The following is a 25,072-nucleotide window of genomic DNA, read 5'->3' as shown; positions in this document are numbered from 1 at the left end:
CGCCGGTCCGGCGCGAATACGCCTCATGGGGTATGTGCTCAGGTCGCCCGGCAATCTCCCACCTCGGCAGCGCCTCCGCAGCGCTGACCCGTCTCGAAGGCAGCACCACATGTCTCCACGTCGGCGCACGATCGCGCTGATCTCAGCTTTGGCCGGCACGTTGATCGCGACCGTCGCGTTCGCCCCGACTGCGGCCGTTGCCGAAATGGCCTCCGACGATCCGATGCCGATCGTCCCGGAACTCGTGTACGCCACCAGCGGCACCGTCCAGAACTCGCTCTCCGGACCGTCGGCGTTCGACCCGATCGACGACCGGACCTGGCTCGGGTTCTGCGACCCGGCCGAGGTCGACCCCGCGGAGAGCTACGGCGAGGTGATCATCGAGGCCTGCGACGAGTCACCGTCCAGTCAGCGCATGATCTGGACCTTCGATGATCAGAACGTCCTGGCCGAGCTCTCCGCAGACGACATCGTCTCGGCGAGGTTTCAGATGAGCGCCGACCTCGCCTGGGTCGACGAGGTCGACTGCCGCCAAGGTGCACTGGAGCTCTATGCCGGCGCCGACTGGTCCCAGGAGCCGGCGACCGTGGAGACCTACGCGCCGAGCGGATGCGAAGGTGCGCGCGCATGGAACGGGTACTTCTCGTTCGACGCCACCGACCTCGCCAAGCAGGCTGCCTCCGGAGACGGCTCATTGGCCGTCGGCATCAAGGCAGCCGACGAGACCTGCATGTCCTGCGGCTGGAACCGGGTCAAGAGCGCAGGCTTGCAGATCGTCTTCAACCGGGCTCCCGCCGACGCGACGAGCCTGCAAGTCGGCACGTCATACCCGGGCACCGAGCCGTGCACGTCGACGCCGCAGTGGCTGAACAGCGACGTCTATGCGAGCGCGTACGTCGCCGATCCGGACACCCCGTTCCACGGCGGAGGCGCGAAGGTGACCGCGACCTTCGAGGTCTTCCCGGCCGGCCAGTCACCTGACGCAACGCCGATCTTCGAACTCACGGCCACCGAGAAGTACGCCGATGCCCGGATCGCCGTCACGATCCCGCCCGACCTGCTCACGGACGGCGCCCTCTACGACCTCTGGGTCACTTCACGGGACGGCTACGGCAAGGCGGGCGAGCCGGTTCACTGCACCTTCGGGGTCGATCGCACCGATCCGGAGCCCCCGACCATCACGCCGGTCGTCGGTGGCCAAGCGGTCTACGTCACGGGCGAGCCCAGAGGCGGAGCCGGGATCCCCGGCTACTTCTGGATCAGTGGGGGCGGCGCGGACGTAGAGACGTACCGGTTCTCGGGTGGCACGAGCGCGTACTGCGGCACCGGGTCGTCGGCCCCCGCCACCGGCACGACCGGCTTCCCCTTCACGCCCGACTCCCGTGCCGTCTTCACCGAGGGGCGCGTCGTCGCGTGTGCGGTCGACAAGGCCGGCAACTGGAGCCAGACGTCGACGTACATCTTCGATGTCGCGAGCAGCGACAACGCCGTGGCAACCCCGCCCGCGATCACCGTGAGCGGAGCGTCGTCATACAGCTACGGAAGCAACTACGCCTCCAGCATCGCGCTCAGCACCGACGCGATCACGCCCTACGGCGCGGTCACCGTCAGCGAGGGTTCGACCGTCCTCGGCAGTGCGACGTTCGACGCTCGCACGGAGTCGGTGACGCTCCCGGCGAAGAAGCTCTCCGTCGGTTCGCACACGCTCACCTACACCTATCAGGCGTTCCCGGGCGCACCGAAGTGGTCCACGACGAAGAGCGTCAAGGTGGTCGGGGAGTTCGTCGCACCGACGCCGACGATCAGCGGCACCGCCAAGGTCGGCAAGACCCTGACCGCATCGCGCGGCACGTGGTCACCGACGCCGAGCACGGTGACGTACGTCTGGAAGGCGGGCTCCACCACGATCAAGTCGAGCTCCTCGAACCAGCTGGTCATCCCGGCGTCGGCCAGGGGGAAGCAGATCACGGTGAGCGTCGTGGGGGCCAGGTCGGGCTACACGACGAAGACCGTGACCAGCGCGAAGACCACGACGGTGGCGGCGGGAACGTTCATCGCGCCGCGTCCCTACATCAAGGGCACCGTCGAGTACGGCCACACCGTGAGCGCTGTGCGCGGGACCTGGTCACCGTCGCCCTCGTCGGTCACGTACGTCTGGAAGATCAACAGGACGGTCGTCAAGCGAGGAACATCGGCATCGCTGGTCCTCCGGAAGGTCTGGACCGGCAAGAAGGTCACCGTCACCGTGGTCGGCTCTCGGACGGGCTACACGTCCAAGACGATCACGTCGTACGCGAAGACGATCTGATCCGGCTGTGAGCTGGGAGCGCGACTCGGCGCGCTCCCAGCGCTCACCGGCTCAGCCGAGGAGCTCGCGGCCGATCTCCTCGACCGAGCGGCAGCCGACGAGGCCGAGGGAGAGGTCGAGCTCGGCGATCATGTGCTCCAGGACTGCCTGGACGCCGGCGGCACCGGCGAGGGCGAGGCCGTAGACGTAGGGGCGGCCGAGGAGGACGGCGTCGGCACCCAGGGCGAGCGCCTTGAGGATGTCGGCGCCGGAGCGGATGCCCGAGTCGAAGAGGACCGGGATGCGGCCGTCGACCTCGTCGACGATGCTCGGCAGGGCGTCGATGGAGGCGATGGCGCCGTCGACCTGGCGGCCGCCGTGGTTGGAGACGATGATCCCGTCGACACCGTGCTCGAGCGCGCGGCGGGCGTCCTCGGGCGCCTGGAGGCCCTTCAGCACGATCGGCAGGTCGGTCATCTCCCGCAGCCGGTCGAGGTCGTCCCAGATCAGGTCGGAGCGGGAGAAGACGTCGAGGAAGGTCTCGACGGCGGCGCGGGCGTGGCCGGAGCGAAGGTTGTCGACGAGCTTGCCGGGATGGTGCTGGGCCATCGAGGCGACCGCGGTGAGCGCCGAGGGGATCTCCCGGAGTCCGGGTCGCACGCTCGTCCCGCTGCCGCCGGAGAGGCGCTTCTCGACGAGGGCGCGGAAGGCGGGGTCGGAGGTGTACTGCGCGATCCCCAGCCCTCGCGCGAAGGGCAGATAGCCCAGATCCAGATCACGCGTACGCCACCCGAGCATGTGCGTGTCGAGCGTGACGACCAGCGCGTCGGAGCCGATGGCCTCGGCGCGGCGTACGAAGGACTCGACGATCGTCTCGTCCTTCGACCAGTAGAGCTGGTAGAGCCGTGGGGTGTCGCCCAAGTCCTTTGCGACCTCCTCCATCGGGACGGAGGCCTGGGTGGAGATCACCATCGGGATGCCCGTCGCGCGGGCCGCCGCGGCGACCTCGTGCTCGGCGCGGGGATGGGCGAGCTCGAGCACGCCGACCGGGCCGAGCATCAGCGGCGCCGGCATGTCCACACCGAACAGCGTGGTGCGCAGGTCGCGGCTCTCGACGTTGGTGAGCATGCGCGGCACCAGCCGGAAGTGGTCGAAGGCGGCGGTGTTGGCGGCGACGGTGCGCTGCTGTCCTGCTCCGCCGTCGACGTACGCCCAGGCCTCCTTGCTCATCGCCCGCTGGGCAGCCTCGGCGAGCGCCGAGGGCTCGGTCGGCACCACGGGGCGGCGGCCGAACAGGCCCTTGCGAAAGATGGCCGACTGGAGGTCTCTGCCGATGCTCACGCGCGTAGGCTACTGCGTTCCGCCTGCCGCCGGACCCCACCTTCGGCAGGGAGTTCTGCGGGCAGCGCGGCGCCGGAGATCGCGATGATCAGCCGATGACACCGCTCGGTCATCTGGGCTGGGGTGACGCCGGGATGGTCGAGCCACCAGGTGATCAGCGCGTCGACCGCACTCATCCAGACGGCGGTCAGCGCAGAGGCGTCGAGGGGATCGTCGTCGCCCACGAGCCTCATCAGCTCGCCGACGCCCTCGACGGCGAGACGGGTGATCCGGTCGGTGTAGACGGCGCGGGCGGCGGCCACCTCGCCGTCGTCGGGCGCTGACGGGTCGAAGAGGAGCCGCCACAACCACGGCTGCGGCTCGAGCGTACGGAAGAGACCGTCGAGCGTGTGCAGGCCCCGCTCGACGCCGACCGAGTCGTCGGCGGCGACCCGCTCCATCTCAGCGGCGAGCGTCTCGGCGCCGTAGTTGAAGCTGGCCAGGAAGAGGCCCTCCTTGGAGCCGAAGTACTGATAGACGAGCGGTTTCGAGATACCGGCATCGGCGGCGATCCCGGCGACCGACGCCTTGGCGAACCCCATGGTGCCGAAGACCTCGCAGGCGGCTCGCAGGATCTGCAGCTCGCGGTCGGCGCGCGGGACGCCCTTGGTTCCAGCGTTGGCCCGTGACATGTCCAAGAGTCTAGCGGCGGGATATGACCTTGAGGTAACTTACTCGAAGGTCATATCCCCGGGAGGTCCCCCATGAACGACATGCTCGACCCGTTGAAGAACCCCTTGACGTACGCGATCCCGTTCTTCGTGATCTCGATCCTCATCGAGCTGGCCGCGCTGAAATGGCTCGACCACGACGACAACCTGGCCGGCTACGTCTTCAAGGACGCGCGCACCTCGATCCTGATGGGCCTCGGCTCGATCGTGTCGATGACCGTGTTCAAGGTGCTGACCTTCGCGGTCTACGCGGCGATCTTCGCCTACGCGTCGCTGTGGCAGATCCCGGAGACGTGGTGGGGTCTGGCGGTCTCGGTCGTGGTCGTCGACCTCGCCTACTACTGGAACCACCGCTTCGTGCACCGGACCAGAGTCGGCTGGGCGGCCCACCAGGCACACCACTCGAGCGAGTACATGACGTTCGCGACCGCGCTGCGGCAGAAGTGGAACCCGTGGTTCGAGTTCTTCTTCTTCCTGCCGCTGCCGTTCCTCGGCATCTCACCGGCGGCGATCTACATCGCCTTCTCGATCAACCTGATCTACCAGTTCTTCGTGCACACCGAGACGATCGGGAAGCTGTGGCGGCCGCTGGAGCTCGTGCTCAACACGCCTTCGCACCACCGCGTCCACCACGGCTCCGACCCGGAGTACCTGGACAAGAACTACGCCGGCATCCTGATCGTCTGGGACCGCCTCTTCGGCACCTTCCAGCCCGAACGGCAGCGCCCGACGTACGGCCTGACCTACAAGGTCGACACCTACAACCTGCTCCGGCTGGAGTACGGCGCCTTCCGGGAGCTCTGGACCGACGTACGCAGCGCCGCCGGCTGGCGACTCAAGCTGAGCTATGTCTTCCGGCCGCCTGGGTGGGCGCCGACCGAAGTCACGCGGACTTCCGTCGCCCGAGAATCATCACGATGATCAGGCCGAGGAGGCCGAAGACGACGAGCACGACGCCCGGGGCCGCGACCTCGACGAGCTTCTGGCCCTCGGGGGACGCGGGCTCGCTGAAGCTCACCTGCTGAGGCTCGGGCGCGATCACGTCGGGGAACTCCTTGGCGATCTCGGCCTGGAGCTTGTCGGTGTACTCCTCCACGCGCGGCGCGCTGCCGGCGGCGAGGATCGTGTCGCCCTTCTTCTGCACGAAGAAGTAGTAGTCCTCGTTGGCGGTCAGCGACTTCTTCTGGCACACACCGGGGTTGAGCGCGACGTCGAGGCTGCTGCCGCCGGTGACGCCCTTGAGCGCCTTGACGACGGTGACCGGGTAGACCACCGGGCCGCCCTTCTTGGTGGCCTTGCCGGGTCCGGTCACCCGCGCGTGGAAGACCAACGGCTCCTTGACCGCGTCGCTGAGCTCGAAGGCCGGGCACTTCGCTGGAGCCGTGACCGGGGCTGCCGAGGCGGGTGCGGGGCTCGTCATGACCACCGCTGTCACCGCAAAGGCGAGGGCAGCGAGGAACTGGGGGACGCGGCGCATGGCGAAGATCAAACCAGTCACAGGCCGAAGACTCCAGCCAGGACCCGCGCGACGCCGTCATCTTCGTGCCCGGGCGCCAGGTGCGACGCACACGCGACCACGCTCGGATGGGCGTCCGCCATGGCGTACGAGGTCCCGGCCCAGGTCAGCATCGGCAGGTCGTTTGGCATGTCGCCGAAGGCGATCACGTCCGAGGCGGAGATGCCGAGCTCGGTGCAGACAAGCTCCAGCGTGGACGCCTTGGTGACCCCGGGAGCGCTGATCTCGAGCAGCGGGAACGACGAGTGGGTGACATTGACGCGATCGCCGACGACGGCCGCCGCAGCGGCGAGCAGCTCGTCGGCGTCGTCGTGGTCGTCACGGCGGGCGAGCAGCTTGATCAGCGGCTCGTCGGCGAGCTCCTCGATCGACGCGACGCGCCTGGCGGGACGGAGGGCATCGGAGGTGTGGGTCACGAACGCGGGCTCGCACGACCACCCCTCGAGCGACTCAGTCGCGAAGACCAGACCGGGCACGCTCTCCTTCAGCGCCGCCGCCACCTCGGCCGTCAGGGCCGGCTCGATCAGCCGGGTCAACCGGGGCTGATCGGCGGCGACGTCCCAGACCAGAGCTCCGTTGGAGACGATCGCCAGCCCGACGCTGCCGATGTGCTCGAAGAGCTCCCGGGTCCAGCGCAGCGGCCGACCGGTCACGAAGATGACCGGCACGCCGATCTCCTCGAGCTTCACGAGCACGCCACGAGTGAAGTCCGAGACCGAACCGTCCGCTCTGACCAGGGTGCCGTCGAGGTCGGTGGCGACGAGCTTCGGCGTCCTCATTCTTCTATTCTGCCACCGGGCACCGGCCTGGCCATCACCAGATGCCCGTCCTCGTCGGCGCCACGCAGCTCGGTGAACCCGCACTTGGCGAGCACTCGGAGGCTGCCTGCGTTGGTGGGCTCGACAGAGGCCCGGATGCGTACGCCCTCTTCGTCGGCGCACGCCAGCAGGCCCTTGAGCGCCTCGGTCGCGAAACCCCACCCGCGTGCCTCTTCGATCAGGCCATAGCCGACCTCGGTCTCCGGGGTGCCGTCAGGGGCGGCGTCCGGCGGCCCGAAGAAGCCGATCGAGCCGAGTACGGTCCCATTGCGCATGATGTAGCGGGAGCTCCACCGGTCGCCCTCGACCCACATCGTCGCCGCATCGCGGTCGTCCTCGCGCGGGAACTGCGGGTGCCAGCTCTGCGGACGCCCGATCCCGCCGTCGGGATCGCGGATGGCCTCGACGTCGGCGCGGGTCCACAACGGCAGCGTCAGCCGCTCCGTGATGATGGTGGTGGGAAGAGTCACGAGCGCCAACACTCTCAGAACAGCACTCTCAGAACCAGCGGGAGAGTTCCAGCGCCGCGCCGTCGTCGGCGACGTGGGCCGTCACCGCATCGGCTACCTCCTGGACGACGTCGGGGGCGTTGCCCATGGCAACCCCGCGACCGGCCCACTCGAGCATCTCGACGTCGTTGCGGCCGTCACCGATGGCGAGTACGTCGGCCGGCTCGAGGTCGAGCTGGTCGCAGACGTAGGAGAGGCCCGATGCCTTGGAGACGCCGACCGGGGTGAGGTCGAGCCAGGCGGTGTAGCCGACCACGTAGTCGATGCCGTGCAGACCGAGCTCGCGGCCGAGGGCGAGGAAGTCCTCCGGCGTCGCGTCGGGGTCGCGGATGATCACCCGGGAGACCGGCTCGGCGACCATCTCGTCGATCGGAGCGATCAGATGAGCACCGTCGAGCTCGCCCTCGGGGAACGGCCGGTTGAACCGGTAGCCCAGGCCACGGTTCTCGACCGCGACCAGCACGTTCGGCCGTCGTTCCAGGATGTTCTCCACCGCCGCGCGGGCGTCGAAGGTCTCCTCGTGCACCACGTCGACCGGCGGGTAGCGGAGCACCACCGCCCCGTTGGAGGCGACGATCCACAACCGCTCCGCACCCTCGTCGGGGAGCCCGAGCAGGTCGGCGATCCCGGTCATCGAGTGGGCCGAGCGACCGGAGGAGAGCACCACGTGGGCGCCGGAGTCGTAGGCCCGGCGGACCGCGTCGCGCACCTTGTCCGAGAGGGCTTCGGAGGTCGTGCCGGTGCCCTCGATCCAGCGCAGCAGGGTGCCGTCGATGTCGAGCGCGACGAGCTTCGGCTGCCAGGCGGCCTCACCGGGCCGGGCGGTGGTGCTCTCGGTCGTGCTCACTTCTGGATCGGCTCCAGGACCTCGCGGCCGAGCCATTTCTGTAGCGCCTTCGGCACCCGCACCGAGCCGTCGGCCTGCTGGTGGGTCTCCAGCACGGCGACGATGGCGCGGGTGATCGCGGTCAGCGTGCCGTTGAGGGTGGCGACGGGGGTCGTGCCGTTCTCCGTCCGCGCCCGGATGTCGAGGCGGCGTGCCTGGAAGGTGGTGCAGTTGGACGCCGAGGTGAGCTCGCGGTACTTCCCCTGGGTGGGGATCCACGCCTCGCAGTCGAACTTCCGCAGCGCGCTCGGACCGAGGTCGCCCGCGGCCACGTCGATGACCTGGTAGGCGAGCTCGAGCTTGTCCAGGAAGGCCTTCTCCCACTCGAGGAGACGCTGGTGCTCGGCGTACGACTCCTCGACGGTGGTGTAGACGAACATCTCCACCTTCTCGAACTGGTGGACCCGGATGATGCCCTTGGTGTCCTTGCCCGCCGAGCCGGCCTCCTTGCGGAAGCACGACGAGAAGGCGGCGTAGCGCCGCGGGAGGGTGTCGGGGTCGAGGATCTCGTCGGAGTGGTAGGCCGCCATCGGCACCTCCGAGGTGCCGACGAGGTAGAGGTCGTCGTCCTCGATCTTGTAGACACCGTCGTCGACCTGGTCGAGGAAGCCGGTGCCTTCCATCGCCTCCGGGCGCACCAGCGCGGGCGCGATGACCTGGGTGAAGCCGGCCTCGCGGGCCTGCTCCATCGCCAGGTTGATCAGCGCGAACTCGAGCTCCGCGCCGACCCCGGTCAGGAAGTAGAAGCGGCTGCCCGAGACCTTGGCGCCTCGCTCGAGGTCGATCGCGCCGAGCAGCTTGCCGAGCTCGACGTGGTCACGCGGCTCGAAGCCCTCGGCCTCGAAGTCACGCGGCTTGCCGACCTTCTCGATCAGGACGAAGTCGTCCTCACCGCCGGCCGGGGCGTCGTCGGCGAGGTTGGGGATGGCCTTGAGAGCCTTCTTCCACTCCTCCTCGGCAACGCCCTGCGCCGCCTCAGCCTGCTTGACGGCGGCCGCGAGGTCCTTGACCTCGGCGAGCAGCTGCTGCTTCTCCTCGCCCTTGGCCTGGGCGACCTTCTTGCCCATCTGCTTCTGCTCGGCCCGCTTGGCCTCGAAGTCCGCGATCGCCGCGCGCCGGGCGCTGTCCGCGGACAGCGCCCGGTCCACCACGTCGGAGGACGCGCCGCGGCGCTCCTGCGAGGCACGTACGCGGTCGGGGTCTTCGCGGAGGATGCGCGGGTCGATCATGCGGCAAGGCTAGTCGACCGGACCACCAGATCTCACTTCAGTAATCGGCCGGTCACCAGTAGACCGGGCTGGTCTTGCCGCACGGGCGCAGGAACGAGCGGTAGACCGTCACGTCGGTGAAGTTGTAGCCGTAGGAGTCGTTGGTGTGGTAGTTGGCCTTCGTGTAGGTGACGTACGCGGCCGTCGTGTTGTACGTCTTCGGGAAGCCCGAGGGGTTCGACGCGGTCGAGCGGGAACCCTTGCTGGCGATCGTGCCTCGGATCAGCCCGCTCGCCCTGCTGGCGTAGATGTAGGCCTGCTTCCACGAGGTGCTGCGCTTGTTGGTGACCGTGTAGCGGATCGACGAGCCGCCACGGACGATGAGGCATGCGTACCAGTTCGCGGTGCTTCCCGAGGTGATGAGCGTGCCCGCTCCGGACATGCCCGCCTTGATCTTCGACCACGTACGCGACCCGACGATGCCGTCGTCCGCCAACCCCTTCGCCCGCTGGTAGTTCTTCACCCGGGCGGTCGTGGCGGACCCGAACGAACCGTCCGGCTTGAGCCCGCCAAGCACCTGCTGGAGCAGCTTCACGCAGCTGCCGGTGTTGCCGGGACGTACGGTCTTCGGGCTGCTGATCGTGCAGCTGACCGCGGCCTCCGCCGGCGCCGTGCCCGCGTCCACGGCCACCAGACCGCCTGTTGCCACAGCCGCCGCTGCGAGCAGTCCGCCCATGCGCAACCGCACCGATGTCTTCACTGTATGGATCCCTCTCGATTCATGTGCTCGGAACTCGAAAGGGGCAGTGTCGCCAACCGGTGATACCGCCCGAACCCGTACCTCTCCCGTACCTCTGGGACTACGGAATGCGTACGCGCCGCTCGACGGACGAGCTGCTGTCGCTGCCCGTACCACCGTCACCGTAGTCACGGCCGTAGCCGCCGTAGAGGCGGTCGTTGCCCGAATGGCCGTAGAGCGAGTCGTTGCCCGAGCCGCCCTCGATCCGGTCCGAACCGCCGAGGCCGACCAGCTTGTTGGCTCCGCTGTTGCCCCGCAGGACGTCGGCGTAGTTCGTGCCGGTCACACGCTCGAAGGTCAGCAGACGATCCGCTCCCGCCCCGGTCGACTGCACCGAGGTCGTGTTGAGCGCGACCTTCACCCCGTTGCGTACGTTCGAGTACGAGACGGTGTCGGCGCCCGAGCCGCCCTCCGCGCGGTCGTTGCCGAGGCCGGGGAAGATCGTGTCACTGCCGGCTCCGCCAAGAAGTACGTTGGCGCCGCCGTCGCCGACGAGGCGATCCGAGTAGGGGCTGCCCTTCAGGTTCTGCATTCCCGCGAGCGTGTCGGTGCCGCCACCCCCGGTCGCCTTGGACATCGTCACCGTCACCGGGTTGTAGGCCGTGACGTACGACGCGGTGTCGATGCCCGTGCCGCCGTTCAGGGAGTCGTTGCCGGAGTTGCCCGCCAGTACGTCGTCGCCGCTGTCGCCGCGCAGCGAGTCGGTGTCGTTTCCACCCTCCAGGGTGTCGTTGCCGCTGCCGCCCTCGATCGCGTCGTTGCCGGCGTCTCCCTTCAGACGGTCGTTGCCTCCTCCGCCGAGGACTCGGTCGTTACCGGCTTCACCGACGACGGAGTCCGCGCCCTCTCCCGCACTCACGGTGTCGTTGCCGGGGCCGGCCTTGATCGTGTCGTTTCCGTCCCCGCCATCGATGCTGTCCGTGGATCCGACGGTGGGGCTGTAATGGTCCTCGTCGCCGTAGATCTCGTCTGCTTCTCCCTGACCATGGATCGAGTCAACGCCGGAACTGCCGATCAGCACGTCCTTGCCGGCCCCGCCCTCGATGAGATCGTTCCCCGCGCCACCCCTGATGTAGTTGGAGGCCGCAGCACCGTAGATCTTGTCGTCGCCGGCATCCCCTGAGGCGTTGAGTGAGCCAGAGCCGCCGTGGATGACGTCGTTGCCGTTGCCACCCTCAGCCACGCCCCCGAACTGGCCGACGTGGATCGTGTCGTTGCCGTCCTCGCCGAAGGCGTTCTCGGCTGACCGCTCAGCGCGGCCGATCGTGATGATGTCGTCCTCGCGGCCACCGAGGATGACCGATGCTCCGGTGCCGCCGCTCAGGATGTCGTTGCCGTCGCCGCCGCGGATGGTGTCGTCACCAAACGCCCCACCTGTGATGGTGTCGTTTCCGCCGTCACCGTAGAGCTGGTCGAAGTTGTCGCCTCCGTAGGGCGTAGGCGTGAGCGTGTCGTCGCCTTCGTCGCCTCGAACGACGTCGTCGCCCGACCCGTCGTTGAGCGTGTCCTGGCCGTCGCCGCCACTTACCCGGTCGTCGCCGGCACCGGCCTCGACGACATCGTCACCGCTACCAGCCTCGATGTTGTCGTCGCCGCTCTCCGCACGGAGGATGTCGTTGCCGAAGCCACCGACCAGGCGGTCGTTGCCGCGGTAGCCCAGGACCGTGTCGTCACCTGCCCCCGCGTCGATCGTGTCGTCGCCCTCGTAACCGTCGATCGTGTCGTCACCGCTCGTACCAGTGATCACGTCGGCGTGGCGGGTTCCGACCACCGACTCGAACCCGGCCAGGGTGATGCCCCAGCTGTTGGCGCCGGACGCCATGTCGAGCTCGATGGCCGTCACTGACGGGTTGGCGTCGAGATCGGGAGCGAGGTCGAGTTCGTCCGTCGCGGTATCGGCGGAACCGGCATCGAAGACATCCCCTGACGCGCTCGCGTCGTTCACCGTGATCCGGTCAGCGCCCTCGCCGCCGAGCACAGTGTCGGCGTCCGCATTGCCCCTGAGCCAGTCCGCACCGACGCCGCCGTCGATGAGATCGGCACCTGCATCTCCGCGGAGGCTGTCGTCACCGTCCGCGCCGTAGAGCCGATCGTCTCCAGCCCCGCCGTAGCCGATGTCGCGACCAGGGCCGCCGAAGAAGGTGTCGGTGCCGCCCTGCCCGTCAAAGACGCCACCGGTGGTTCCCGCGTGGAAGGTGTCGTCGCCCTCTCCGCCCTTGGCCCCGCCGGCGACGTGGAGCGGCTGCTTACCGCCATGGATGACGTCATTTCCGGGACCCGCGTCGAGGCCGACGAAGCCGCCGCTGATCGTGTCGTTCCCCTCACCCGCATCGACCCTATTGCCGTAGTAGGAGTGGATGGTGTCGTCGCCGAGCCCGCCGACGATGGTCGCCGTGCCCTGGCCCTGGACACAGATGGTGTCGTGACCGCCCAGCGCGTCGACGGACACTGCCGGCGGAACGGCGATGACGTCATCGCCTTCGGTTGGGACCTGACCTTCAACCGAGAGGTCGACGGTGACGGGCTTGCCGCCACACTCACCTTCTGCCGCGGCGGCGGAGCCGGCGAGGAGGCCGCCGACGCCGAGTGCGACGGCGGGGACGGACAGGAGCCCGAGGAGGGCGTACGCGGAGGCGCGAGAGCGCATGAGAAAGACCTCACAACGACGAGGGACCGAGGGGTGCCGGCGCCGACCCGAATCATGCGCGGAAAGCGCACGATAGCGCTTTCCTTCGGCCACTGCCTCGGCTTTTGTCCAGCCCGTTCATCGACTGTGTGGAAGACGTTTCGCGCACAACGGACTCACGAATCACGGAAGGCTGACCTTGCGCTCGATCGACGTCCACGAGTCTCTGCCCAAGCCGCCATTGCCGTAGTCCGTCCCGAGGCCGCCGTGAAGGGCATCCGTGCCGAAGTTGCCGTAGAGCTTGTCGCTACCCCTGCCGCCGTAGATCTTGTCGGCCCCTTGACCGCCGGTGATCACATTGACCAGGGCATTGCCGCTCAGGACGTCGGCGTACTCCGTTCCCACCAGGTTCTCGATGTTGCGGATGGCATCACTGCCAGCCCCGGTCACCTGATGAGCCGTCGTCGCGAGCGAGACCTTCACACGACTCCACTGATCTGCGTACGAGAGAGTGTCCGTCCCTGCGCCGCCGTCGACGCGGTCGTTGCCGCCCTTCGGGAGGATGGTGTCGGACCCGCCTCCGCCCAGAAGGACGTTGCCGCCGGCGTTTCCGCGGAGGCGATCTCCATACCGAGATCCCGTGACGCTCTCGATCTGATCCATGGCATCTGTCCCAGCCGCCCCCGTCGCTCGGGCAGCCCCCGCGGCGAGCGAGACGTTGACCGCACCCGAGGCACTCGAGTACGAGGACGTGTCCGCACCGGATCCACCAGTGATCTGGTCGTTTCCGGTCCCGCCGACGATCAGGTCGTTCCCGCTGTCGCCGCGGATCGTGTCATTGCTCGAGCCGCCATCGAGGGAGTCGTTGCCGCTTCCACCCTCGAGGTGGTCATAACCCGAGTCACCCGCAATCACGTCGTTTCCGGCATCCCCGCGGAGTTCGTCATCGCCGGCGCCCCCGACGAGGCGATCAACGGCCGCATCTTCGGTCGTGCCGTCATGAGCGCCACCCGTCAGGAAGTCGTTGCCGGCATTCCCGTAGAGAGTGTCAGCGCCGTGCCCGCCATAGACGATGTCGGTTCCCGAGCCACCCTCGATTCGGTCGTTGCCGCCGAGCGCCGAGATCTTGTTGCTACCACCGCTGTCACGCACCAGATCATTGCCCTGCGAACCTACGATCTGGTCGTCGCCGAGACCACCGTCGATCGTGACCTTTGAGCCGCTGTTCCCGTTCAGGAAATCTTCGCCGGCGCCGCCCAGGATCACGTTCGCGCCCTTGCCACCGTCGACCTCGTCCGTACCGGTGCCGCCGTCCAGGCGATCATCACCACCCCACCCGTAGATGAGGTCGTCGCCACCAGCGCCGATGACGGTGTCCGCACCGTCGTCTCCGTCCAGTTCGTCGTGACCTTCGCCGCCGTCGACAAGGTCGTTGCCGACGTACCCGCTCATCTCGTCGTCTCCAGGACCGCCGAACAAGAGGTCGTCGTCTCCCACGCCTGAGTCGTAGTTGTTCCCGCGCTCGCCGTAGACAAGGTCAGCGCCGTCTCCTGCCTCCACACGATCCTTGCCCTGCCCGCCTTCGAGGACATCACCACCGGCACCACCGAGAACGACGTCGGCGCCCTCGGATCCGTCTACCTGGTCGCCCCCGCCGGCCGCATCGATGGTGTCGTCAGCGTCGGTGCCGGTGATCACGTCGGCGTGATCGGTGCCGACCACCGACTCGAAGCCCGCCATGGTGACGCCCCAGCTGCTCGTTCCGGACGCCATGTGGAGTTCGATGCCTGTGCCCGAGGGCACGAGACCCTGGTCGAGGTCGAGCTTGTCCACCGATGCGTCGTCGGGACCGGCGTCGATGACATCTCCCACCGCGTCGACGTCCGTCACGGATATCTGGTCTGCGCCGCTTCCTCCGAGCACGGTGTCGGCGCCGCCGTCGCCCCTGAGGTTGTCGTCACCGTCCGCACCGTAGATCCGGTCGTCTCCGGCACCGCCGTAGCTTCTGTCTTTGTCCGGACCACCGTAGAAGGTGTCGGCGCCACCCTGTCCGTCGAAGGCGCCGGCGGTGGAACCCGCGTGGAACGTGTCGTCGCCATCACCTCCCTTGGCGGTGACAAACAGAAACTGCATCCCGCCGAAGATGACGTCGTGTCCGGCACCCGCGTCGAGCGTCAGGAAGTCGCCGTCGATCGTGTCGTTTCCCTCGCCGGCGTTCACGCGGTTCCTGTACCTGGGGTAGATCGTGTCATCACCCGGGCCACCGACGATGTCCGCGGCGCCCTCCCCCTGGACGCAGATCCAGTCGTTGCCACCCATGGCATCGACAGCGACGCCTGCCGGGACGGCGATGACGTCGTCACCCTCGGTCGGCGCCTGACCCCCGACGCCGAGGTCGACGGTGACGGTCTTGCCGCCACACTCACCTTCTGCCGCGGCGGCGGAGCCGGCGAGGAGACCACCGACACCGAGGGCGGCGGCGGGGACGGACAGGAGCCCGAGGAGGGCGTACGAGGAGGCGCGAGAGCGCATGAGAGACCTCACAACGACGAGGGACCGAGGGGTGCCGGCGCCGACCCGAATCATGCGCGGAGAGCGAACGATAGCGGTCTCAGTCATGCCCTCCCCGCGGTTTTGTCCAGCCCGTTCATTCACTGTGTGGAAGACGTATCGCGCATACTGACTCACCGTGCTTGACCTTTCGCGCCGTGCCCTGCTGCTCTGGGCGGCTTCGCTGTTCGCTCTGTGCGCCCTGATCGGGATCGCGGGGATCAACGGGTGGCCGCTGGTCTCGACGATCGACGAGCTCGGCTGGGACGCGACGGAGGTGACCGCGGAGAACGGTTGGATGCTCGACTTCTGGCACGTCGTCGAGGTGGGCACCGAGTGGTATCTCGCTGTCGGCGTCGCGCTGCTGGTCGCCGCGGGGCTGTTCCGGACGTACCCGCGCGCCGCGGTCTACGTGTTCGGCGTCGTGGTGATCACCCTGGTCGTACGCCGCGCGGTGGTGCTGCTCGTCGACCGGGACCGGCCCGCGTGGCAGCTGGCGTCGTGGTTCCACGAGTCGCCTTCGTACCCGTCCGGTCATGCCACCGGGATCGCGGTGCTGGCGGGCGTGATCGCGGTGGTCGTGACGATGTTCGTACGCCGCCGCGGCATCCGCCGCCTGGCCTACACCGGCCTCATCGTGCTGGTCGTGCTGGTCGCCGCCGACCGGGTCTTCCTCGGACGCCACTATCCCTCCGACGTGATCGGCGGGATCCTCTTCGCCGCCGGCGCCGTCTTCCTCGGCATGGCGCTCTACACGCCGCTGCCCGCCTCGCACGCGCTGGGGCGGCGGCCGCTGGTCGACTCGGTCCGCGGCAACCGGAAGATCGCGGTCGTCCTCAACCCGATCAAGGTCGAGTCGGTCGAGCACTTCAAGACGATGGTCACCACGATGGCCAAGGAGTCCGGCTGGAAGCCGCCGACCTGGCACCTGACCACGGTCGACGACCCGGGCAAGGGGATGGCGCTGGCGGCTCAGGCGGAGGGCGCCGACCTGGTCCTCGTCTGTGGCGGCGACGGCACCGTACGCGAGGTCTGCTCCGCCCTGGCCGGCACCGGCATCGCGGTCGGGATCGTCCCCGGCGGCACCGGCAACCTGCTCGCCCGCAACCTGTCGATCCCGCTCTACATCCGCGCCGCGATCGACGTCGCGCTCACCGGGCAGGACCAGGCGATCGACCTGGTCGAGGTCTCGGGCGACAACATCGAGGACACCAACTTCCTGGTCATGGCCGGGATGGGCTTCGACGCCGCGATCATGAGCGGCGTCAACGAGGACATCAAGAAGCGGATCGGCTGGATGGCGTACGTCCTCTCCGCGTTCAAGAGCCTGATGTTCCCGGCGATGCGGCTGGAGATCTCCGTCGACGACGGCGAATTCACCAGGCACCGGGCGCGCACGGTCGTGGTCGGCAACGTCGGCTACCTCCAGGCCAACATGCCGCTGCTGCCGGCGGCCGCGCTCGACGACGGCCTCATCGACGTGGTGCTGCTCTATCCGCAGCGATTCTGGTCCTGGCTCCCGCTCGCGGTCCGGGTGCTGAGCAAGCGGCCGCGCACCGACAATCTGGTCAACCGAATGACCGGCGCCAGCGTCGTGATCCGGACCAACCACGACCAGCCACGGCAGCTCGACGGCGACACGATCTCCGAGGGTCGCGAGCTCCGCATGCAGTGCCTTCCCGGGCGCCTGCTCGTCCGCGTGCCACGCTGACAACCAGTCCCGATTCGGTCCCGAATCCAAACGACACGCGGCGGGGCCGAACGTCCCGGGAATCCGGGCCCAAAGTCCCTCTTTCTGCGTGTTTTCAGCACGTTTGGCGTCGATTCTCGTGGCAAAACCGAGCCGACTCGCCGACACAGATGTCTTGTTGACAAGTAAATGTTCATAAGGTGTCTGACACGACTCGGCGTGAGCCGAGTCGTCGTCTTCGACCGGGCTCAAGCCTGACTCCGGCCGACGACGTGGCAAGACCCACACACTGGTCGGAAATCCCCCGCGACCAGTGGTCGACTCCCGGGCCGTCCCACCCGCAGCCCGGGTTTGAAAACCGGCACGCTCGGAACGGTTCCCCCGCCACGCCCGAGCGTGCCGGCGTCGTTTTCGGGCCCGGATCAGCCGGGTCAGCCCGGGTCAGCTCTTGGGTTTGGCCTGCTGGACGGCCTCGGTCTCCTCGGGCGACATCAGCTGGGACGACTTCCAGGCGCTGATGCTCTTCGCGTACGACCTGGCCTCGGTGCGGCCGTGGATCGAGGTGAGCACGACCCCGTCGCCGTTGTCGTCGAGCAGCGCAAGGCACCAGCTCAGGTGGCCGCCGGCATCTCCGAAGGCGTCGAAGCGCACGACCGCGAGATGGCGCAGGTTCATCGCCGACTCCGCGCGCAGGGCCGCGACCTCGGCGCGCAGACCGGCGACGTCGGTCGGCAGCGACTCGACGGCGGCAGGGTCGGGGCGACGTACGTCCTTCGTCTTCTGCCAGGCCGCTCCGGCGAGGACCAGAGCGGCGATTGCTGTCAGCAGACTGAGAATTGCAAGAGCGACCACATCGGGCGAATCTAGACTGTCGCTGTGTCCGAGCCACATCGCATCGCCTATCAGGGCGAACCAGGGTCCAACTCACACATGGTGTGCCAGCGGCACTACCCCGAGCTGGAGTCGGTGCCGTGCGCCTCGTTCGAGGACGTCTTTGCGACCGTCGAGGCGGGTGAGGCGTCGCTGGCGATGATCCCGATCGACAACTCCCTGGCCGGGCGGGTGGCCGACATCCACCACTTCCTCCCCGAGTCCAACCTGCACATCATCGCCGAGCACTACCTGCGGATCAGGTTCCACCTGCTCGGGCTTCCGGGCGCCCACCTGGACGACATCCGTACGGTCCACTCCCACGTCCACGCGCTGGGCCAGTGCCGCAACATCATCCGGGAGCACGGCTTCACGCCGGTGGTCTCCGGTGACACCGCCGGTGCCGCGCGCGAGGTGATCGAGGCCGGCGACCCGACGATGGCAGCGATCTCTCCGCCGCTGGCCGCCTCGATCTACGGGCTGGACGTGCTCGCCACCGACATCGAGGACGCCGACCACAACACCACCCGCTTCGTGGTGCTCTCGCCCGACTTCATCCAGGCCCCCGCCGACGCGGGTCCGGTGGTGACCTCGTTCATCTTCAACGTACGCAACCTCCCGGCGGCCCTCTACAAGGCGCTCGGCGGCTTCGCGACCAACGGCGTCAACATGACCAAGCTGGAGTCCTACATGGTGGATGGGAAGTTCACCGCCACCCAGTTCCTCGCCGAGGTCGACGGTCACCCGGACCAGCCGGGGCTGAAGCGGGCGCTGGAGGAGCTGGCCTTCTTCACCACCGACGTGAAGCTGCTGGGGGTCTACCCCGCCGACCCGGCGCGGTTCTGAGCGATGTCGGACGAGCCGACCGCCGACCTCGGGTTCGCCCGCGTCGACCTCGACCGGGAGCGACGCACCGGTGACCCCGAGGTCGTGTACGCCGACGGCAAGACCCCCGACCAGGTCGTCGCGATCCTTCGCCGACTGCACGAGGCGCATCCCTCGCGCGCGGTCCTGGCCACCAGGGTCTCCGCCGAGGCGGCCGCCCGGGTCGCGGCCGAGCTGCCGACGGCGGTTCACGATGCCGAGGCCCGTGCGGTCACGCTCGGGCCGCTGCCGACCCCGCACGGCCGGGTGTGCGTCGTCGCCGCCGGGACCTCCGACGGGCCGGTCGCGGCCGAGGCCGCGCTCGCGGCACGGGTCCACGGCGCCGGTGTCGAGCGGATCACCGACGTCGGCGTCGCCGGGATCCACCGCCTGATGGCCGTACGCGACCGGCTCGACGACGCCGACTGCCTGATCGTCGTCGCGGGGATGGAAGGTGCCCTGCCCTCAGTGGTCGGCGGGCTGGTCGGAGTACCGATGATCGGGGTGCCGACGTCGGTCGGCTACGGCGCCTCCTTCGGTGGGCTGGCTGCGCTGCTGGCGATGCTCAACTCGTGTGCCCCGGGCGTGACCGTGGTCAACATCGACAACGGCTACGGTGCCGGCGTCGCGGCGGCCCGGATCGCGCGGCGGGCTCGATGAGCGTCGTCTGGGTCGACGCGTCCTCCGGAGCCTCGGGGGACATGCTGCTCGGCGCGCTCGTCGGCGCCGGCGTGCCTCTCTCGGTGATCGCCTCGGCCGTGGATGCGGTCGCTCCCGAGCCGGTGGGTCTCGCGGCGTCGCCCGTGACCCGTGGCGCGCTGGCCGCGACCCGGTGTCACGTCGAGATCGCCGACTCGGTCCATCACCGCACCTGGACCGACGTCCGCGCACTGCTGACCGGCGCGGCTCTCGACGGCGCCGTGCGTGACCTGGCGTTGCGGGTCTTCGAGCGGCTGGCCGAGGCCGAAGGCGCCGTCCACGGGATCTCTCCCGAGGAGGTCCACTTCCACGAGGTCGGGGCGCTGGACGCGATCGCCGACGTCGTCGGGGTCTGCGCCGGCTTCGTGCATCTGGGCGCCGACGAGGTCGTGGTCTCGCCCGTCGCGGTCGGGTCGGGCTCGATCCGGGCCGCCCACGGCACCCTCCCCGTGCCGCCGCCGGCCGTGGCGCGGCTGCTCACCGACGTACCTTCCTTCGCGGGGCCTCCCGGGCATCCCGAGATGGAGCTGTGCACGCCGACGGGCGCCGCCCTCCTCGCCACTCTCGCCACCTCCTGGGGCGACCAGCCGGCGATGACGACCCGAGCGATCGGCGTGGGTGCCGGCAGCCGGGACCCGGAGGGCTGGTCGAACACCCTGCGCCTGCTGATCGGTGATTCAGCGGTGCGGCCGGGTGCAAGTGCGTCGACCGAGCTCGTCATCGAGGCGAACATCGACGATCTCGAGCCCCGACTGATCCCGGGCGCCCTCGACGCGCTTCTGGCCGCCGGCGCAAACGACGCTTGGGTCACCCCGATCCTGATGAAGAAGGGCCGACCGGCCTACACCCTCCACGCTCTCACGCATCCCGATGCCGCCGACGCGGTCCGGCGGGTGTTCTTCCGGGAGACCTCGACGATCGGCGTACGCGAGCACGAGGTCGTCAAGCACGCCCTGCCCCGCGAGATGCTGACCGTGAGCGTCGAGGGACAGCGGATCGCGGTCAAGGCCGCCCGCCTCGCCGGCGAGGTCGTCAACCTGCAGCCCGAGTGGGACGACGTCGCGCGCGCTGCCGCCGCGCTCGATCGCCCGGCGATCGACGTACTCGCCGAGGCCAAAGCAGCAGCAGCCGAGACGTCAGCCCCGTCGGCCGAGACGTCACGCACGTCGGCCGACTGGGCACCGCCGTGACGCCTCGGCCGACGCCAGTGACGTCTCGGCCTGCGGCGGTGACGTCTCGGCAGGGTGGTCGGTGCGACGATATGAGCCGGACGTAAAGAAACTGGAACGGAAACCCTGATGGACATCACCGTGGTCGCGCTGGCCTTCGCCGCGATCTTCGTCGTCGAGCTCCCGGACAAGACGTTCCTGGCGACGCTGGTGCTGTCGACGAAGTACCGGCCGATCTTCGTGTGGCTCGGTGTGGGTGCGGCGTTCGCGGTCCAGACGCTCATCGCGGTGGCGATCGGCGGTGTGGCGACGCTCCTCCCGACCGACCTGATCCACATCGTCGCCGCCCTGCTCTTCCTCGGCGGCGCGGTGTTCCTGTTCATCGAGGGGCGCCGTCACCACGGCACCGCGTCCGAGGACGACGGCAGCGAGTTCGCCGAGAAGGCGAAGGACGTACGCGGCTTCCGCCAGGTCCTGGCCAGCTTCATGGTCCTCTTCGCGGCCGAGTGGGGAGACCTCTCCCAGCTGCTGAGCGTCTCGCTGGTGGCGCGCTACCACGACCCGGTCTCGGTCTTCATCGGCTCCTGGGCCGCGTTGCTGGCGGTTTCGGGGCTCGCGGTGCTGCTGGGACGTACGTTGCTCCGGTTCATCAAGCTGCACGTCCTGCACTACGTCGGAGCCGTCGTCTGCCTCGTCCTGGGCATCCTGACGTTGGTCGAGGTGTTCGCCTGAGCGGCGTTCGCCTAGGCTGCCCGGCATGGTTGAACTTGGCGCCGACAGCGAGGTCGGACGACTGCGTACGGTAATGCTCCACCGGCCCGGCCGGGAGCTCACCCGGCTGACGCCGCGCAACAACGACAAGCTGCTCTTCGACGGCATCCCGTGGGTCAAGCGGGCACAGGACGAGCACGACGCCTTCGCGGCCGCGCTGCGGGATCGCGACGTCGAGGTGCTCTACCTGACCGACCTCCTCACCGAGACCCTCGAGGTGCCCGAGGCGCGGAAGCTGGCGCTCGAGAACGTGCTCGGCTCGCTCACCCTCGGCGACACCCTGCGCGACTACCTGAGCGGTGCCCTCGCCGAGGCCGGACCGGCCGAGCTGACCGACCACCTGACCGCCGGCGTCCGCAACGACGAGGTACGCGGCGGCCACGGCCTGGTCACCAGCCTCCTCGCCCACGACGACTTCCTGATCGACCCGCTCCCCAACCTGCTCTTCACCCGCGACTCGTCGGTGTGGATCCGCGATCGGGCCACGGTCACCTCGTTGGCGATGCCGGCTCGCAAGCGCGAGACCGCGCTCACCGAGCTGATCTACCAGTTCCACCCGCGCTTCCAGGCCAGCCCGCGGCTGCATGGCGCCCACCTGGAGCACGTCGAGGGTGGCGACGTACTCCTCGTCGCTCCCGGTGTCGTCGCGGTCGGGGTCGGCGAGCGCACCACCCCCGCCGGGGCCGAGCGGCTCGCCCGCCAGGTCTTCGCCGAGGAACTCGCCCACACCGTGCTCGCGGTGCCGATCGCGCAGGAGCGCGCGACGATGCACCTGGACACCATCGCCACGCTGGTGAACACCGACAAGATGGTGATCTACCCGAACGCGGTCGACTCGCTGGTGGCGTACGCCGTGACCCCCGCGGGCGACGACGGCCAGCTGAACATCGCGGCCCCGCGCCCGTTCCTCGAGGTCGCGGCCGAGGCGATGGGGATCGACAAGCTCCACCACATCGACACCGGTCTCGACCCGGTCGCCGCCGAGCGCGAGCAGTGGGACGACGGCAACAACACCCTGGCACTGGCGCCGGGCGTGGTCGTGGCGTACGAGCGCAACACCCAGACCAACGGAGCCCTGGAGGCTGCCGGTATCGAGGTCATCGCGATCGCCGGCTCCGAGCTGGGCTCCGGTCGCGGCGGCCCGCGATGCATGAGCTGCCCGATCACCCGCGACCCGCTGCCCGCATAGACAACTACACCCGCGGGTAACCCCTGTAGACGAACATCGTTGATCTCTGTAACTGCCGTCACATCGCGGCAGCCACCCCACAGCCGACCCCGAAGGAAACCCTCGTGACCGAGTCGTTCTTCTCCATGTTCACGCCCAAGGAGATCGCGCACATCAGCGCCACCGGCACCCGCGTGCACCTGCCCGAGGGCTGGTCGCCGATCTGGGAGGACACCCCGCCGGACAAGGCCTACATCATCCTCGACGGCACCGTCTCGGTCCGCCGGGACAAGGAGGAGATCGCCCAGTGCGGCCCCGGTGACATCATCGGCGAGGCGGCGATCTTGAGGGGCTCGCTGCGTACGGCCTCCATCGTCGCCCTCACCCCGCTCGACCTGATCCACCTCAGCGCCGACAAGCTGCAGCAGCTGTCCGTCGAGATGCCGACGTTCGCACGGGCGCTGGAGAAGGTCGCCAAGGAGAGGTTCGACTCCTGACGCTCGAGGACCAGGCTGACGAGGGCCTCGGCCAAGGCCGTAGCCGTGAGGCAGACATCGAGCTGGCCGAGGCGCTCGCCGTGGTCGAGTCCTTCGTCCTCGGCCAGACGCCCACGCTGACCCGCGCCGAGGTGGCGGACGCTGCCGGCGTACCCATGGAGGTCACCGAGGACCTCTGGCACCACCTCGGCTTCCCGCATGCGGGCGAGGACGAGATCGCCTTCACCGACGCAGATGTCGAGGCGTTGCGGATGACGCAGGAGCTCGTACGCCTCGGGGTGCTCAGCGAGGACCGCCAGGCGGCGCTCGTGCGGACCTGGGGACGGTCCTACGCGCGCCTGGCCGAGTGGCAGACGTCGCTGCTGGCCGAGGTCGCCCGGGAGCGGGGCGGCGACGAGGTCGAGGACCTGGTCGCCCTGACGGGGCAGGTGCTGCCGCTGGTCGAGTCGCTGCAGGACTACGTCTGGCGCCGCCATCTGGTCAGCGCGGCGCGGCGGATGCTCACCGTCGCGGACGCCTCCGCGGTGCCGCTGGCGGTCGGCTTCCTCGACATCGTCGGCTACACCTCCCGCTCCAAACGGCTCAGCGACAAGGAGCTGGTCGACTGGGTCGAGGAGTTCGAGGACACCTGCTCCGACATCGTCGTCGAGCACGGCGGACGGGTGATCAAGTATCTCGGCGACGGGGTGTTCTTCACCTTCGAGGACGTCGCCGCCGCGGCCCGGACCGCCCTGGACCTGGCCGCCCTCGGAGAAGATCGCGACAGCGCGTTTCCGCACGTCAGAGCCGGGATATCCTACGGCGACGTGGTGCTCCGGCTCGGCGACGTCTTCGGTCCGACGGTCAACATCGCCGCCCGCCTCACGACCGTCGCCCGGCCCTCGTCGGTGGTCATCGACGAGAACGCCGCCGCCGCGCTCGAGGACGTCGACGGCTTCCAGGTCGAGAAGATGCGGCGTACGAGCGTGAAGGGCTACTCCCGCCTCCAGGCGTTCCGGCTGCGTTCGCGGTCCGACTGAACCGGGCCAGGAAAGTCGGGCGCCAGGGGTTACTCCCGGGCGAGGCTTGATGGCGAAAGGAGGACCACATGATCGGCACGCTCAACACCCTGGTCGACCTGGTCGAGGCAGAGCTCGGCAACGGGCTCACCGGCGAGGTGGACGTGGCCCGGGTCGCCCGCGACCACGGCACCACCGAGTACCACCTGCGCCGGATGTTCTCGGCGCTGGCCGGGATGCCCCTGTCGGAATACGTACGCCGCCGCCGGATGACCCTGGCAGCGGCCGACCTGGTGGCCGGCGCCCCTGACCTCCTGGAGGTCGCGGTGCGCTACGGCTACGGCTCGACCGAGGCGTTCGGGCGCGCGTTCCGTGCTGTGCACGGTTCGACTCCCGCCGACGTACGCCGATCCGGTGGTCCGCTACGCACACAACCCACGCTCAGGTTCCGTCTGAGCGTCGAAGGGAGCACCCCGATGGACGTCACCATCATCGACATGCCCGAGCTCCGGCTGGTCGGCCACGCCACCAAGGTCTCGCTGATCTACGAGGGCGTGAACCCCCACATCCAGACACACATCGCCTCGATCGCGCCCGAGGAGCACGTTCGGCTCAAGGAGCTCAACGACACCGACCCGCGCGGCATCCTCGCCGTCACCGACTCCCCGTCGCCCGACGCGCAGGAGGGGACGATGATCACCTACCTGCACGGGGTCGCGGTCACGCCGTCAGCTGCCGTGCCGGACGGGCTCGACAGCATCACCGTGCCGGCCGGCTCCTGGGCGGTCTTCACCTCCAGCGGCCCGCATCCGGATACGCTGCAGCGGCTCTGGGCCTCGACCGCCACCGACTGGTTCCCGTCGAACCCGTGGCGGCTCCGCCCCGGGCCGTCCGTCCTGCGCTACCTCGAGCTCACCGAGACGTACGCCTCGTGCGAGCTCTGGTTGCCGGTGGAGCAGTAGCCGCTGGTCGAACCACTGCTGGTCGAGCCGGATTCGTCAGTTACGAACGCGGCTGGCGAGCATCGACGAGGAGCTCTACCGGTGACCGGCGCCGGATCGACACGTCCGTGCACCGGATTGTGGTCCGCGTCGAC

The 25,072-nt window shown here is 68.9% G+C and carries 22 protein-coding genes; 11 read left to right on the top strand and 11 right to left on the bottom strand.

What is annotated here, in order from left to right; genetic code table 11:
• The first annotated feature begins 109 nt into the window (after positions 1 to 109).
• Positions 110 to 2,308 (top strand): hypothetical protein, encoded by a 2,199-nt coding sequence (locus ABZY89_RS16960; RefSeq protein ID WP_355229023.1) that lies wholly within the window; start codon positions 110 to 112, stop codon positions 2,306 to 2,308.
• A 51-nt stretch (positions 2,309 to 2,359) separates the two neighbouring features.
• On the opposite strand, the gene ABZY89_RS16955 is transcribed toward ABZY89_RS16960, so the two are convergent.
• Both ABZY89_RS16955 and ABZY89_RS16950 read right to left on the bottom strand, forming a co-directional pair.
• On the bottom strand, positions 2,360 to 3,628 hold the full coding sequence (locus ABZY89_RS16955; protein ID WP_355229021.1) for an alpha-hydroxy-acid oxidizing protein: 1,269 nt from the start codon (positions 3,626 to 3,628) through the stop codon (positions 2,360 to 2,362).
• Positions 3,625 to 4,299 (bottom strand): TetR/AcrR family transcriptional regulator, encoded by a 675-nt coding sequence (locus ABZY89_RS16950; protein WP_355229020.1) that lies wholly within the window; start codon positions 4,297 to 4,299, stop codon positions 3,625 to 3,627. The genes ABZY89_RS16955 and ABZY89_RS16950 overlap by 4 nt, the downstream gene beginning before the upstream one ends.
• Before the next feature lie 72 nt (positions 4,300 to 4,371).
• Here ABZY89_RS16950 and ABZY89_RS16945 point away from each other — a divergent pair, with 72 nt between their 5' ends.
• Positions 4,372 to 5,259, top strand: a complete 888-nt coding sequence (locus tag ABZY89_RS16945) for a sterol desaturase family protein (RefSeq protein ID WP_355229018.1) — start codon at positions 4,372 to 4,374, stop codon at positions 5,257 to 5,259.
• Here the strand turns inward: ABZY89_RS16945 and ABZY89_RS16940 are convergent.
• The 8 genes from ABZY89_RS16940 to ABZY89_RS16905 all read right to left on the bottom strand — a co-directional run bounded on the left by ABZY89_RS16940 (position 5,222) and on the right by ABZY89_RS16905 (position 15,388).
• Positions 5,222 to 5,836, bottom strand: a complete 615-nt coding sequence (locus ABZY89_RS16940) for a hypothetical protein (RefSeq protein ID WP_355229016.1) — start codon at positions 5,834 to 5,836, stop codon at positions 5,222 to 5,224. The two genes, ABZY89_RS16945 and ABZY89_RS16940, sit on opposite strands and share 38 nt — an antisense overlap.
• Positions 5,833 to 6,633 carry an HAD family hydrolase gene (locus tag ABZY89_RS16935; protein ID WP_355229014.1) on the bottom strand — a complete coding sequence of 267 codons (801 nt, stop codon included), beginning with the start codon at positions 6,631 to 6,633 and terminating at the stop codon, positions 5,833 to 5,835. Before ABZY89_RS16935 ends, ABZY89_RS16940 begins: the two co-directional genes overlap by 4 nt.
• Positions 6,630 to 7,142 (bottom strand): GNAT family N-acetyltransferase, encoded by a 513-nt coding sequence (locus tag ABZY89_RS16930; protein WP_355229012.1) that lies wholly within the window; start codon positions 7,140 to 7,142, stop codon positions 6,630 to 6,632. Before ABZY89_RS16930 ends, ABZY89_RS16935 begins: the two co-directional genes overlap by 4 nt.
• A gap of 28 nt (positions 7,143 to 7,170) precedes the next feature.
• A complete protein-coding gene (locus ABZY89_RS16925; protein ID WP_355229011.1) occupies positions 7,171 to 8,028 on the bottom strand; it encodes an HAD family hydrolase in 858 nt (285 codons plus the stop codon).
• On the bottom strand, positions 8,025 to 9,296 hold the full coding sequence (gene serS, locus ABZY89_RS16920; RefSeq protein WP_355229009.1) for a serine--tRNA ligase: 1,272 nt from the start codon (positions 9,294 to 9,296) through the stop codon (positions 8,025 to 8,027). The genes ABZY89_RS16925 and serS overlap by 4 nt, the downstream gene beginning before the upstream one ends.
• A 52-nt stretch (positions 9,297 to 9,348) precedes the next feature.
• Entirely contained in the window at positions 9,349 to 10,035 is a 687-nt protein-coding gene (locus ABZY89_RS16915) for a peptidoglycan-binding domain-containing protein (RefSeq protein ID WP_355229007.1), read from the bottom strand.
• A gap of 100 nt (positions 10,036 to 10,135) precedes the next feature.
• Positions 10,136 to 12,721, bottom strand: a complete 2,586-nt coding sequence (locus tag ABZY89_RS16910) for a calcium-binding protein (RefSeq protein ID WP_355229006.1) — start codon at positions 12,719 to 12,721, stop codon at positions 10,136 to 10,138.
• 162 nt (positions 12,722 to 12,883) lie between these two features.
• Entirely contained in the window at positions 12,884 to 15,388 is a 2,505-nt protein-coding gene (locus ABZY89_RS16905) for a calcium-binding protein (RefSeq protein ID WP_355229004.1), read from the bottom strand.
• A gap of 1 nt (position 15,389) precedes the next feature.
• On the opposite strand from ABZY89_RS16905, the gene ABZY89_RS16900 reads away from it, so the two are divergent.
• Positions 15,390 to 16,961, top strand: coding sequence for a YegS/Rv2252/BmrU family lipid kinase (locus ABZY89_RS16900; RefSeq protein ID WP_355229003.1), 1,572 nt, complete (start codon positions 15,390 to 15,392; stop codon positions 16,959 to 16,961).
• Between the two features lie 420 nt (positions 16,962 to 17,381).
• Here ABZY89_RS16900 and ABZY89_RS16895 read toward each other — a convergent pair whose 3' ends face one another.
• Positions 17,382 to 17,792, bottom strand: coding sequence for a DUF4446 family protein (locus tag ABZY89_RS16895; protein WP_355229001.1), 411 nt, complete (start codon positions 17,790 to 17,792; stop codon positions 17,382 to 17,384).
• A gap of 24 nt (positions 17,793 to 17,816) precedes the next feature.
• Here ABZY89_RS16895 and ABZY89_RS16890 point away from each other — a divergent pair, with 24 nt between their 5' ends.
• The 8 genes from ABZY89_RS16890 to ABZY89_RS16855 all read left to right on the top strand — a co-directional run bounded on the left by ABZY89_RS16890 (position 17,817) and on the right by ABZY89_RS16855 (position 24,938).
• Positions 17,817 to 18,656, top strand: a complete 840-nt coding sequence (locus tag ABZY89_RS16890; protein WP_160025936.1) for a prephenate dehydratase — start codon at positions 17,817 to 17,819, stop codon at positions 18,654 to 18,656.
• A 3-nt stretch (positions 18,657 to 18,659) separates the two neighbouring features.
• Entirely contained in the window at positions 18,660 to 19,334 is a 675-nt protein-coding gene (gene larB, locus ABZY89_RS16885; protein ID WP_355228999.1) for a nickel pincer cofactor biosynthesis protein LarB, read from the top strand.
• A complete protein-coding gene (gene larC, locus ABZY89_RS16880; RefSeq protein ID WP_355228997.1) occupies positions 19,331 to 20,563 on the top strand; it encodes a nickel pincer cofactor biosynthesis protein LarC in 1,233 nt (410 codons plus the stop codon). Before larB ends, larC begins: the two co-directional genes overlap by 4 nt.
• A 108-nt stretch (positions 20,564 to 20,671) precedes the next feature.
• The gene (locus tag ABZY89_RS16875; protein WP_355018704.1) at positions 20,672 to 21,274 is read left to right on the top strand and encodes a TMEM165/GDT1 family protein; all 603 of its coding nucleotides are present in this window, start codon (positions 20,672 to 20,674) and stop codon (positions 21,272 to 21,274) included.
• A 25-nt stretch (positions 21,275 to 21,299) separates the two neighbouring features.
• Positions 21,300 to 22,502 carry an arginine deiminase gene (locus ABZY89_RS16870; protein ID WP_355228995.1) on the top strand — a complete coding sequence of 401 codons (1,203 nt, stop codon included), beginning with the start codon at positions 21,300 to 21,302 and terminating at the stop codon, positions 22,500 to 22,502.
• 104 nt (positions 22,503 to 22,606) lie between these two features.
• Positions 22,607 to 22,978, top strand: coding sequence for a cyclic nucleotide-binding domain-containing protein (locus tag ABZY89_RS16865; RefSeq protein WP_355228993.1), 372 nt, complete (start codon positions 22,607 to 22,609; stop codon positions 22,976 to 22,978).
• A gap of 80 nt (positions 22,979 to 23,058) precedes the next feature.
• The gene (locus ABZY89_RS16860) at positions 23,059 to 23,997 is read left to right on the top strand and encodes an adenylate/guanylate cyclase domain-containing protein (RefSeq protein ID WP_355228991.1); all 939 of its coding nucleotides are present in this window, start codon (positions 23,059 to 23,061) and stop codon (positions 23,995 to 23,997) included.
• Positions 23,998 to 24,065: 68 nt separating this feature from the next.
• Positions 24,066 to 24,938, top strand: a complete 873-nt coding sequence (locus ABZY89_RS16855) for an AraC family transcriptional regulator (protein ID WP_355228989.1) — start codon at positions 24,066 to 24,068, stop codon at positions 24,936 to 24,938.
• Positions 24,939 to 25,072 lie beyond the last annotated feature (134 nt).

Origin of the sequence: Nocardioides sp. NPDC006303, from assembly GCF_040613175.1 — a bacterium.
GTDB lineage: Bacteria > Actinomycetota > Actinomycetes > Propionibacteriales > Nocardioidaceae > Nocardioides.
This window is presented reverse-complemented; position numbering and strand designations above follow the sequence as displayed.